The sequence below is a fragment of the Micromonospora sp. NPDC003776 genome (assembly GCF_053605645.1).
In genome coordinates, this window is the sequence record NZ_JBSGJR010000188.1 from 1 (window position 1) to 11,129 (window position 11,129).

Sequence of the window (11,129 nt, forward strand, 5' to 3'; positions counted from 1 at the left end):
TCCCGTGGCGCAAACTCCTTGATCACCGAAGCCGGCCGGCCCAGGGTCCGCGTGGCGCGGGCCCCGGGCCGGGGTGTCAGGCGGCGGTGACGGTGAGGGAGTCCTTGGTGTCGGAGAGCTCGACCCGGACCGTGTCGCCGTCGCGGATCTGGCCGGCCAGCAGCGCCTTGGCGAGCTGGTCACCGATGGCCGACTGGACCAGGCGACGCAGCGGGCGGGCACCGTAGATCGGGTCGTACCCGTGCTCGGCGAGCCACACCCGGGCGGCGTCGGTGATCTCCAGCCCGAGCCGGCGATCGGCCAGCCGGCGGCGCATCCGGTCGAGCTGGATGTCCACGATGGCCCGCAGGTCCTCGCCCTGAAGGGCGGCGAACACCACGATGTCGTCGAGGCGGTTGAGGAACTCCGGCTTGAAGTGCGACCGGACCACCGCGAGCACGCCCTCCCGGCGCTGCTCCTCGGCCAGCGTCAGGTCGCTGATCACGGACGACCCGAGGTTGGAGGTGAGGATCAGGATCGCGTTGCGGAAGTCCACGGTGCGGCCCTGCCCGTCGGTGAGCCGGCCGTCGTCGAGCACCTGGAGCAGCACGTCGAAGACGTCCGGGTGGGCCTTCTCCACCTCGTCCAGCAGGATCACCGAGTACGGCCGGCGGCGCACCGCCTCGGTGAGCTGGCCGCCCTCCTCGTAGCCGACGTAGCCGGGCGGGGCACCGACCAGGCGGGCCACCGAGTGCTTCTCGCCGTACTCGCTCATGTCGATGCGGACCATGGCCCGCTCGTCGTCGAAGAGGAACTCGGCGAGCGCCTTGGCCAGCTCGGTCTTGCCGACACCGGTCGGGCCGAGGAAGAGGAAGCTACCGGTCGGGCGGTCCGGGTCGGCGACGCCGGCCCGGGCGCGGCGGACCGCGTCGGAGACCGCGGCGACCGCCTCGGACTGGCCGACCACCCGGGCCCGCAGCGACTCCTCCATCCGGAGCAGCTTGGCGGTCTCGCCCTCCAGCAGCCGGCCGGCCGGGATGCCGGTCCAGGAGGCGACCACGGCGGCGATGTCGTCGGCGCCGACCTCCTCCTTGAGCATCGCGCCGTCGGCCTGCAGCCGGGCCAGCTCCTCCTCGGCCTGCTTCAGCTCGGCCTTGAGCGCCGGGATCCGGCCGTACCGCAGCTCGGCGGCGCGTTCCAGCTCGCCGTCGCGCTCGGCCCGCTCGGCCTCGCCGCCCAGCCGCTCCAGCTCCTCCTTGGCGGTGGAGAGCTTGGTGATGTGGCTCTTCTCCAGCTGCCAGCGCTCGGAGAGCGCGGTGAGCTGCTCCCGCTTGTCGGCCAGCTCCTTGCGCAGCCGCTCGAGCCGCTCGGCGGAGGCGGGGTCCGGCTCCTTGGCCAGCGCCATCTCCTCGATCTCCAGCCGGCGCACCGCCCGCTCGATCTCGTCCACCTCGACCGGGCGGGAGTCGATCTCCATCCGGAGCCGGGACGCGGACTCGTCGACCAGGTCGATCGCCTTGTCCGGCAGGAACCGGTCGGTGATGTACCGGTCGGAGAGGGCGGCGGCGGCGACCAGCGCGGCGTCGGTGATCCGGACGCCGTGGTGCACCTCGTAGCGCTCCTTGAGGCCGCGCAGGATGCCGATGGTGTCCTCGATGGTCGGCTCGCCGACCAGCACCGGCTGGAAGCGGCGCTCCAGCGCCGGGTCCTTCTCGATGTGCTCGCGGTATTCGTCCAGGGTGGTCGCGCCGACCATCCGCAGCTCGCCGCGGGCCAGCATCGGCTTCAGCATGTTGCCGGCGTCCATCGAGCCCTCGCCCTTGCCGGCACCGACGACGGTGTGCAGCTCGTCGAGGAAGGTGATGACCTGGCCGTTGGAGTTCTTGATCTCCTCCAGCACCGACTTCAGTCGCTCCTCGAACTGGCCGCGGTACTGCGCGCCGGCCACCATCGCGCCGAGGTCGAGCGAGACCAGCTTCTTGTCGCGCAGCGACTCGGGCACGTCACCGGCGACGATCCGCTGGGCCAGGCCCTCGACGATGGCGGTCTTGCCGACGCCGGGCTCACCGATCAGCACCGGGTTGTTCTTGGTACGCCGGGACAGCACCTGGATCACCCGACGGATCTCCGAGTCCCGGCCGATCACCGGGTCGATCTTCCCCTCGCGGGCGCTGGCGGTCAGGTCCACGCCGTACTTGGACAGGGCCTGGTAGCTCTCCTCCGGGTCGGCGCTGGTGACCCGCCGGTCCCCGCCCCGCACGGTCGGGAAGGCGGCGACCAGATTCTCCTCGGTCGCACCGGCGTTCTTCAGCGCCACGGAGACGGCGCCACCAACCCGGGCCAGGCCGGCGAGCAGGTGCTCGGTGGAGGTGTACTCGTCGCCGAGCGGCCGGGCGATCTGCTCGGCGGCGCCGATGGCGTTGACGAACTCCCGGGCCAGCGTCGGCTCGGCGATGCTGGAGCCGTGCGCCGCGGGCAGGGCGTCGACCGAGCGCTGGGCGACCCGGCGCAGCTCGGCGGGGTCGGCCCCGGCGGCGCGCAGCAGGCCGGCGGCGGTCGAGCCCTCGGTGTCCAGCAGCGACAGCAGCAGGTGCCAGGGCTCCACGGTGGCGTGGCCGCGCTGGTTCGCCAGCGCGACGGCACCGGTGATGGTCTCGCGGCTCTTGGTGGTGAGGCGTTCCGTGTTCATGGGCTCCCCCGGATCGGCGTGTCCACTGAGAGAGACACAACCAGAGTTGAGTCTATTCCGCTCAACTCCACGGCTGTGACCCGGCTCACTCCGAGCGTTTCCAGCGCCAGGCGAACTCACCGGCGGCCGGTGGCGGCCCGGGCAGCGGCGGCTCGGTCTGCACGAGACCGGCCAGCAGCAGCGCCAGGTGGCGGCGGCGCAACTCCCGGGTCCGCTCCGGATCGGGTACGCGGATCGCGGCACACCCTTCCAGCAGCAGCCCGACGTCCTGCGCGACCACGTCCGGTCGGAGCCGCCCGGCCTTCCGCGCCCGCTCGACCAGCTCGTCGACCAGCTCGTTGGCGCGTACCGCGGCCCGTCCCATCTCCTCGGTCGGGGCGAAGGTGCCGGCGAGGTGCACCGTGAGGGAGTGCACGTCGGCGTCGACGACGCGCCCCAGGAAACCGGCGAACGCGGCCCAGTCGTCCGGCTCGGCGGCGGCCTCCTCCGCCGCCGCGATGAACCGGCGCAGCCCGTCGTCGCAGAGCTTGCGCAGCAGGTCCTCCTTGCTGGCGTACCGCCGGTAGAGGGCGCTGATGCCGACGCCGGCCCGCTCGGCGACGGCGGCGATGGGCGCCTTCGGGTCGTCGAGGAAGACGGCGCGGGCGGCCGCCAGGATCACCGCGTCGTTACGGGCCGCCTGGGCACGCCGGCCGGCGAGCGGCGGAGCGTCGGTCGGGTTCGACATGCACCGAGACTAACACTGGAACGGATCGTTCCGCTCTGCTACTCTGAAGCGGAACGAAACATTCCGTTCTGAAGGAGCAGTCATGACGGACATCGCCATCCGCCCGTACCGCGTCGAGATCCCGCAGGCCGCTCTGGACGACCTCGCCGACCGGCTGCGCCGGACCAACTGGCCCGGCGAGTTGCCCGGCGTCGGTGCTGCCTACGGCATGCCCACCGATCGGGTCCGCGAGCTGGCGACATACTGGTTGGAGAAGTTCGACTGGCGGGCGGTCGAGGCACGGCTGAACGCCCACCCGCAGTTCGTCACCGAGATCGACGGCGAGGAGATCCACTTCCTGCACGTCCGGTCGTCCCGGGCGGACGCCACGCCGCTGGTGCTCACCCACGGCTGGCCCGGCTCGGTGGTCGAGTACCTCGACGTGATCGCCCCGCTCACCGAGCCGGCCGACCCGGACGCGCCGGCGTTCCACCTGGTGATCCCGTCGCTGCCCGGCTTCGGCTTCTCCGGTCCGACCCACAGCGCCGGCTGGAACCGCTACCGCACCGCCCGGGCCTGGGCCACGCTGATGGCCCGCCTCGGATACGAGCGGTACGGCGCGGTCGGCAACGACGCCGGTTCGATGGTCTCGCCCGAACTGGGCCGCCTCGACGCGGACCACGTGCTCGGCGTGCACGTCACCCAGCTCTTCTCGTTCCCGTCCGGCGATCCGGCCGAGTTCCAGGGGCTCTCCGCCGCCGACCAGGCCGCGTTGCAGCACCTCCAGTGGTTCATGGAGAACAAGTTCTCCTTCAACCAGGTGCAGAGCCAGCAGCCGCAGACCCTCGCGTTCGCGCTGGCCGACTCGCCGGTCGGCCTGCTCGCCTGGAACGCGCAACTCCTCGACGAGAGCCTCGACCCGGACTTCGTCCTGGCCAACGTCGCGATCTACTGGTTCACCGGCACGGCCGCCTCGGCGATGCGGTTCTACTGGGAGGACACGCACGCCACCGAGCAGCCGGCCGGGCCGACCACGGTGCCGACCGCGGTGGCGATGTTCCCCGGCGACTTCCAGTCGATCCGTCGGTTCGCCGACCGGGACCACGCCAACATCGTCAGCTGGCACACCTTCGACGCCGGGCCGGAGCCGCGCGGTGACGTCGCCGGCCACTACGCCGCGCACGAGGCGACCGAGGTGCTGGTCGGCGACATCCGGCAGTTCTTCGCCGGGCTCCGCTGAGCGTCGACGGGTTCGTCGCCGGGCCGACGCAGCCCGGCGACGAGCCGTCAGGCCCCGGCCAGCACCAGCCTGACCCAGCGGCGCTGCCCGACCGGGCCGACGGCCAGCACGATCTCGTCCGGCCCGCGGGCCAGCAGCGTCCCGTCCCCCAGCAGGCTCAGGTGGTGCTCCGGTCCGACCGGCCAGGACACCGGCTCGTACCGGCCGTCGACCACGATGCCCAACCCGTCCGGGCCGGTCACCGCCACCCGGCCGTTGCCCACCGGCACCGCCGAGCGCACCCGCTCCGGGTGGCCGTCGGCCCGGACCGGCACCCATTCGCCCTGCCAGCGCCAGAACGCCGGGAAGCCCGTCCGGTCCGGCCGCTCCCCGACCAGCCACGGCTCACTGTCGGGTGCCCGCACCGGACGGAGGACCCCCACCGCGCCGTCCGGTGCCGGCACCGCCGTCCGCTCCCAGCGCCGGCCCTGGTCGGCCGAGACCGCCGCGTACGGGCGACCGGCGTCGTCCGCACCGGCCGCCACCAGGAGGTCACCGGCCTCGGCCACGTCCTGCACCCGGGGCAGGCCGGGCTGGGCGGGCAGCGGGCGCAGCTGCCGGCCGTCCCACCGGGCCACCCGACCGCCGCCCTCGTCGGTCACCTGGAACCGGCCGGCCGGCCCGGTCAGCCCGGGCGGCGGCGCGACCCCGGGATGGTGGGTGAAGGTGGCGCCGCCGTCGGTCGAGGCGTACCAGCCGAACGGCTCGGCGCCGAGCACCAGGAGGCCGTTCGGGGCGTAGAGCTGCTGGTTCTCCGCGACCGGCCGGGGATGGGGCAGCGCCCGCCAGGACCGGCCACCGTCCCGGGACGCGAAGAGCAGTGCCGGGCAGTCCCGGCCGGGCGGCCGGCCGTCGCAGGTCGCGAAGAGGGCGTACGCGTGATCGGCGTCGACGAACTCGACGTACGGCGGGTCGTACCGGTCGGCGACGGCGACCGTGATGTGGCGTACCCCGTCGACGTCGGCGACCGGCGGCCGCGCCGGCGTGCTGGCGACCGGCCGGGGCGACGCGGACGCCCGGTCCGGCAGCGGCCGGCGGACGTCCCCGATCGAACAGCTGGCCAGGGCAGGAAGGAGCAGCAGCATGATCACCTTGTGACCGATTCGGCGGTCCATCACGCCTCCAGCGCAGGGTAGCCTCACCCGGGTGCGAGTACGTGTCGAACAGACTGCCCTACCCGGGATCGGCGTACGTCACGATCTGATGACGGAATCCGGCCGCCGGCTCGGCGTGGTCTCCCACCGCAATGGCCGCCGAGACCTGGTCCTCTACGACCCGGACGATCCCGATTCCTGCCAGCACGACATACCGCTGACCGACGACGAGGCGGAGGCGCTGGCCGACATCCTCGGCGCGTCGCTGATGCTCAGTCAGCTCTCCGGGCTGCGGGAACAGGCTGCCGGGCTGCTCACCGAGCAGATCGCGATCCCGGCCGGGAGCAGGTACGTCAACAAGCGGCTGGGCGACACCAAGGCGCGCACCCGCACCAGTGCCTCCATCGTCGCCGTGCTGCGCCACGGCGAGGTGATCGTCTCCCCCGACCCCACGTTCCGCTTCGCCGCGGGTGACGTGCTGGTCGTGGTCGGCACCCGGCAGGGCCTCGACGGGGTGACGGCGATCCTCGCCGAGACCGACCCGGACGGCTGAGGCGCGGATGCACGAAACCACGACTCTGCTCGTCGAGGTCGGCGCGCTGCTGCTCCTGCTCGGCCTGCTCGGCCGGCTCAGCCGTCGCGTCGGCGTCTCGCCCATCCCCCTCTATCTGCTCGCCGGACTCGCCTTCGGCCACGGCGGTCTGCTGCCGCTGAACGCCAGCGAGGAGTTCTTCGCCGTCGGCGCGGAGATCGGCGTCATCCTGCTGCTGGTCATGCTCGGCCTGGAGTACAGCGCCAACGAGCTGGTCGGCAACCTCCGGTCGGCGGCCCCGGCCGGCCTGATCGACGCGGTCCTCAACGCGCTGCCCGGCTTCGCCTTCGCCCTGCTGCTCGGCTGGGGCTGGGTGGCCGCCGTGGTGCTCGCCGGGGTCACCTGGGTCTCCTCGTCCGGGGTGATCGCCAAGGTGCTCGGCGACCTCGGCCGGGTCGGTAACCGGGAGACCCCGGTGATCCTCTCGGTGCTGGTCATCGAGGACCTTGCGATGGCCCTCTACCTGCCGCTGGTCACCGCGCTGCTCGCCGGGGTCGGCCTGATGAAGGGCGGCATCGCGCTCGCCGTCGCGGTCCTCACCGTGGTCGCGGTGCTGGCCGTCGCCATCCGGTACGGAAAGTGGATCTCCGCGGCGCTGTCGGCGAAGGACCCGGAGGCGCTGCTGCTCGGGGTGCTCGGCCTGACCCTGCTGGTCGCCGGTGTCGCGGCCAAGCTCCAGGTCTCCGCCGCGGTCGGCGCGTTCCTGGTCGGCATCGCCCTCTCCGGGCCGGTGGCGCACCACGCGACCGAACTGCTCTCACCCCTGCGGGACCTCTTCGCCGCGGTGTTCTTCGTCTTCTTCGGGCTGGTCACCGACCCGCTCGACATGCCGCCGGTGCTGCTGCCGGCGCTGGTGCTGGCCGTGGTCACCATGGGGACGAAGCTGCTCACCGGCTGGCTGGCCGCCCGCCGGGCCGGGATCGCCGAACCGGGCCGCTGGCGGGCCGGCTTCGCGCTCACCCCGCGCGGCGAGTTCTCCATCGTCATCGCCGGGCTCGCGGTCGCCGCCGCGTACCCGGTCGAACCGAGGCTGGCCGCGCTCGCCACGGCGTACGTGCTGATCACCGTGGTGACCGGGCCGATGCTGGCCCGACTGCCCGACATGCCCTGGTTTAAGCGCTGGTTGCGCCAGCGCGGCGCCGCCCGGCAGCGGGTGCCGGTGCAGGTGGGCGACTGACCGGTTCCGGGCCGGGTCGACCGTACGGTTGGCCCGGCCCGGCGAACGGTGGCCGAATTGATTCCTGGAGGGTCTACCGCTGACCTGCGCCACCGCGTTACCGTGTCGCCCCAGCAGCCAGGGTGTCCGCGGGTGGCCGGTGCCCCCGCCAGCGGGAGCGGAAGGTTGGCCGGTGAGCGTGCAAGGAGAGACGTTCCGCGGCTTCGCCAACCCCGTCGACCCGTCGCCGGCGGAGCTACGGGCGTGGGCGTACCAGCCGGACTCGGTGCCGCTGACCTCGATGCCGCCGGACTGGGACCTGCTCGTCGCCGGTGACCACCTGGTGCAGACGCTCTTCGAACTGGCCATGGACACGGCCTGCCCGGCCCGCCGGTTCGCCCTGCACTGCCTCTACATCTACGCCGCCGACGGGATCCGGACGAACTTCCGGGCCCACCCCAAGCGCCGCTTCCGCAAGCTGGTCGAGCAGGCCGAACGGGCCGGCGACGAGCTGATGCGCAACTGGGCGCACAACAGTCGGGTGCTGCTGGCCCGGCCGGACCTCTTCGTCTACCGCGACTGGTGCGAGGGCGGCCTGGTGCGGGAGAACCGCCGGCTCTAGTCGCTCGTCCTACCTGTTTTCGTTGGGGATGTGGCCCCGCCGTGCCCGGCTCCGGGCGGTCAGGCTTGATCCCTCCGCCGGTCACGGCGGGGCCACACCGCAGGGTCCGCGACCCGCCCGCCGGCTTCGTTGTGGGATCTGTGGTGTCCCGCCCTGGTCCCCCGCGCGGCATCGCCGCGTCCCGGCACGCCCAGCACGGCGAACGGGCCGGGACCCCCCGTGGGTCCCGGCCCGCACGTCGACGGATCGTCAGGTCGATCCGCCCTGCTTCTTGCGCCGCTCGTCGGCTCTGGCCCGGTCGATGCCGTGGTCCACCTGATCGAGGAAGCGCCCGTCCCTGATCTTGTCGGTGAAGCCACCTTTGGTGATCCGGTCGAATCGCTCGCGGACGTTCTCGGCCACCTTCTCCAGCCGGTCCTCCGCCTGTTGCCCCACCTTCTTGGCCGATTCCGCCATGGCTCCCCCTGCCAGTTCGGCGTCCGGATTGAGCTGGTTGGCCCTGATTCAGAGACTAACCGGCCCCGCCCGCCCCCACCGGCACTTTCCCCGAACCGCCCGTCGTCCGGTCCCCAAAATGAATCTTGGACAGTTGCCGCTCACGACGAGCGGCAACTGTCCAAGATTTCGAGCTGGGGCGAGCGCCCGGGGTCAGCGGCCGGGAGTGCGGCGGGGCCGCCACACGACCAGCGCGGTCGAGGTGCGGTTGGTGGGTACGAGGTCGCCGCGCGAGAAGCCGCCCAGCGACTCCAGCTCGGCGATCCGGCGGTACGCGGCGTCCAGCTCCGCCTCCAGCCGCGCCACCCGCTGCTGGGCCTCCTCCAGCAGCCGTTCCAGCCCGATGATCCGCTTGACCCCGGCCAGGTTGATGCCGTCGTCCTGGCTGAGTCGCTGCACCTCGCGGAGCAGCACCACGTCCCGGACGCTGTACCGGCGGCCACCGCCGGCCGCCCGGCCCGCCTGCACCAGGCCCAGCCGGTCGTACTGGCGCAGGGTCTGCGGGTGCATGCCCGCCATCCGCGCCGCGACCGAGATCATCAGTACCTTGGCCTCGTAGGCAGGGTCACCCGAGCCGACGAACTCCTCCGACATCCCCGCTCACCTCCGCTGCCTTCCGCCGGGGTCAACTGAATCGACGTACCCGCGCGTCGAGATGTTCCCGCGCGGCCGGCGGCGTCTGCTCCGCGAACGCCTCGAGCGCCGCCCGCGCCTCGTCCGACACCTTCGCCGGCACCACCACGTCGAGGGTGACCAGCAGGTCGCCGGCCCGCCCGTCCTTGCGTACGACGCCCTTGCCCCGGGCCCGCAGGACCCGACCGCTCGGGGTACCCGGCGGCACGCGCAGGGTCACCGTGCCGTCCAGGGTCGGCACCCGCAGGTCGGTGCCGAGCACCGCCTCCGCGTACGTGATCGGCACGGTCAGGGTCAGGTCGTCCCCGGTGCGCCCGAACAGCTCGTCCGGCCGGACCTTCACGTGGACGAACAGGTCACCCGCCGGGCCGCCCCGCTCGCCCGGTTCGCCCCGGCCGGCCAGCCGGATGCGCTGGCCGTCGGCCACCCCGGCGGGGAAGCGGACGTTGAGCGTCCGGGTCTTGGTCACCCCGCCGGTGCCGTGGCACTCGGGGCACTTCTCCTCGACGATCGTGCCGACGCCCTGGCAGTTGCGGCACGGCTCGGAGAAGCTGAAGGATCCCTGGTTGCGGGTGGTCACCCCGGCGCCGTGGCAGACCGGGCAGGCCACCGGCGAGGTGCCGGGCTTGGCCCCGTTGCCGTGGCAGGTGTCGCAGACCCCGGGGGCGCGCAGCGTCAGCGGGAGGGTCACCCCGCGTACGGCGTCCTCGAAGTCCAGCGCCACCTCGGCCTCGACGTCCCGGCCCTTCGCCGGACCCCGGGCGCGGGTCGGGCCACCGGCGCCGCCGCCGGTGAAGAGCGAGCTGAACAGGTCGCCCAAGCCACCGCCGGCGCCGCCGAACCGGGCCTCGCCGCCGGCCGCCCCGCCGAACAGGTCGGAGACGTCGAACGGCATGCCGCCCGGCTGGCCACCGCCACGGGCGTTGCGGCGGAACGCGCCGGAGCCGAAGAGCGACCGCATCTCGTCGTACTCGCGGCGCTTCTTCTCGTCGCCGAGCACGGCGTACGCCTCGGAGACGGCCTTGAACCGCTCCTCGGCCTTGGGGTCACCGGGGTTGTGATCCGGGTGCGACTCCCGGGCCAGCTTCCGGTACGACTTCTTGATCTCGTCCGAGGAGGCGGACTTCTCCACGCCCAGCACGGCGTAGTAGTCCTTCTCGATCCAGTCCTTGGAACTCACCGGTCCACCCCCTTCCACGGGACGAATCCCGGTCGTCCCGCCCGCCCGGTGGGGGCGGGCGGGACGTCACGGGTCGGCACTACTCCGGGTCGGCGACCGCGACCAGGGCGGGCCGCAGCAGCCGTTCGCCGAGCTGGTAACCCCGGCGCATGACCTGCACGCAGGTCGGTTCGGTCACGTCGGCGGAGGTCTGGTGGGCCACCGCCTCGTGCCGGGTCGGGTCGAACGGGTCGCCCTGCTCGCCGAACGGAGTCAGGCCGAACTTGCCCAGCGCGGCGGTGAGCTGCTCGGCCACCGAGCCGAACGGTCCCACCAGGTCGCCGTGCTCGCGGGCCCGGTCCAGGTCGTCCAGGATCGGCAGCAGCGCGGTCAGCACCGTGCCGGTCGCCTGCTCCTGGACCAGGCTGCGGTCCCGGTCGACCCGCTTGCGGTAGTTGGCGTACTCCGCCGACACCCGCTGGAGGTCCCGGGTCCGCTCGTCCAACTCGGCCCGGAGCACGTTCAGCTCCGGTCCGGCCGACTCGGCCGCCGGGGCGGCCTCCTCGCTCGGCTCGGCGGGCGCGTCGACCACCGGCGGGCCGGAGACCCGGTCCTCGGCCTCGACCTCGATCTCGTCGACGACGACCTCGACCTCCTCGACCAGCCCCTCGGCCGGGGCATCGGCCGCGGGGGGGGGGGGCGCGGGGGGGGGGGGCGCCCGCCGC

Annotated in this window: 11 protein-coding genes; 4 read left to right on the forward strand and 7 right to left on the reverse strand. The window is 73.0% G+C overall.

Annotated features, from left to right (window positions below; all coding sequences use genetic code 11):
- Positions 1–76: 76 nt before the first annotated feature.
- Together clpB and ACWEVO_RS17175 are read right to left on the reverse strand one after the other, a co-directional pair.
- Complete coding sequence (gene clpB / locus ACWEVO_RS17170; protein ID WP_452308510.1) at positions 77–2,668, reverse strand: ATP-dependent chaperone ClpB; 2,592 nt, start codon at positions 2,666–2,668, stop codon at positions 77–79.
- A gap of 85 nt (positions 2,669–2,753) precedes the next feature.
- Positions 2,754–3,395: a TetR/AcrR family transcriptional regulator gene (locus ACWEVO_RS17175; protein WP_452308511.1), complete on the reverse strand. Its 642-nt coding sequence runs from the start codon at positions 3,393–3,395 to the stop codon at positions 2,754–2,756.
- An 82-nt stretch (positions 3,396–3,477) separates the two neighbouring features.
- Here ACWEVO_RS17175 and ACWEVO_RS17180 point away from each other — a divergent pair, with 82 nt between their 5' ends.
- Complete coding sequence (locus tag ACWEVO_RS17180) at positions 3,478–4,614, forward strand: epoxide hydrolase family protein (RefSeq protein WP_452308512.1); 1,137 nt, start codon at positions 3,478–3,480, stop codon at positions 4,612–4,614.
- Positions 4,615–4,661: 47 nt separating this feature from the next.
- Here the strand turns inward: ACWEVO_RS17180 and ACWEVO_RS17185 are convergent, their stop codons facing one another.
- On the reverse strand, positions 4,662–5,768 hold the full coding sequence (locus ACWEVO_RS17185) for a hypothetical protein (RefSeq protein WP_452308513.1): 1,107 nt from the start codon (positions 5,766–5,768) through the stop codon (positions 4,662–4,664).
- Positions 5,769–5,799: 31 nt separating this feature from the next.
- On the opposite strand from ACWEVO_RS17185, the gene ACWEVO_RS17190 reads away from it, so the two are divergent.
- The 3 genes from ACWEVO_RS17190 to ACWEVO_RS17200 all read left to right on the forward strand — a co-directional run bounded on the left by ACWEVO_RS17190 (position 5,800) and on the right by ACWEVO_RS17200 (position 8,117).
- Complete coding sequence (locus ACWEVO_RS17190; RefSeq protein WP_452308514.1) at positions 5,800–6,300, forward strand: cation:proton antiporter regulatory subunit; 501 nt, start codon at positions 5,800–5,802, stop codon at positions 6,298–6,300.
- Positions 6,301–6,307: 7 nt separating this feature from the next.
- Positions 6,308–7,516: a cation:proton antiporter gene (locus tag ACWEVO_RS17195; protein ID WP_452308515.1), complete on the forward strand. Its 1,209-nt coding sequence runs from the start codon at positions 6,308–6,310 to the stop codon at positions 7,514–7,516.
- Between the two features lie 172 nt (positions 7,517–7,688).
- A complete protein-coding gene (locus ACWEVO_RS17200; RefSeq protein WP_452308516.1) occupies positions 7,689–8,117 on the forward strand; it encodes a hypothetical protein in 429 nt (142 codons plus the stop codon).
- Between the two features lie 249 nt (positions 8,118–8,366).
- Here ACWEVO_RS17200 and ACWEVO_RS17205 read toward each other — a convergent pair whose 3' ends face one another.
- From ACWEVO_RS17205 to grpE, 4 genes are all read right to left on the reverse strand, one after another.
- Positions 8,367–8,573 carry a hypothetical protein gene (locus ACWEVO_RS17205; RefSeq protein ID WP_452308517.1) on the reverse strand — a complete coding sequence of 69 codons (207 nt, stop codon included), beginning with the start codon at positions 8,571–8,573 and terminating at the stop codon, positions 8,367–8,369.
- A 192-nt stretch (positions 8,574–8,765) separates the two neighbouring features.
- Positions 8,766–9,206, reverse strand: a complete 441-nt coding sequence (locus ACWEVO_RS17210; RefSeq protein WP_452308518.1) for a heat shock protein transcriptional repressor HspR — start codon at positions 9,204–9,206, stop codon at positions 8,766–8,768.
- Between the two features lie 31 nt (positions 9,207–9,237).
- Positions 9,238–10,425, reverse strand: a complete 1,188-nt coding sequence (gene dnaJ / locus ACWEVO_RS17215) for a molecular chaperone DnaJ (protein WP_452308519.1) — start codon at positions 10,423–10,425, stop codon at positions 9,238–9,240.
- Between the two features lie 79 nt (positions 10,426–10,504).
- Positions 10,505–11,129 (reverse strand): nucleotide exchange factor GrpE (grpE, locus tag ACWEVO_RS17220; protein ID WP_452308520.1); only part of this gene is annotated, 625 nt, incomplete at its 5' end.

Coding starts and splice junctions, on each gene's coding strand:
- ACWEVO_RS17185 (WP_452308513.1), bottom strand. CDS start 5,768: ATGGACCGCCGAATCGGTCACAAGGTGATCATGCTGCTGCTCCTTCCT.
- ACWEVO_RS17175 (WP_452308511.1), bottom strand. CDS start 3,395: ATGTCGAACCCGACCGACGCTCCGCCGCTCGCCGGCCGGCGTGCCCAG.
- ACWEVO_RS17205 (WP_452308517.1), bottom strand. CDS start 8,573: ATGGCGGAATCGGCCAAGAAGGTGGGGCAACAGGCGGAGGACCGGCTG.
- clpB (WP_452308510.1), bottom strand. CDS start 2,668: ATGAACACGGAACGCCTCACCACCAAGAGCCGCGAGACCATCACCGGT.
- ACWEVO_RS17180 (WP_452308512.1), top strand. CDS start 3,478: ATGACGGACATCGCCATCCGCCCGTACCGCGTCGAGATCCCGCAGGCC.
- ACWEVO_RS17195 (WP_452308515.1), top strand. CDS start 6,308: ATGCACGAAACCACGACTCTGCTCGTCGAGGTCGGCGCGCTGCTGCTC.
- ACWEVO_RS17210 (WP_452308518.1), bottom strand. CDS start 9,206: ATGTCGGAGGAGTTCGTCGGCTCGGGTGACCCTGCCTACGAGGCCAAG.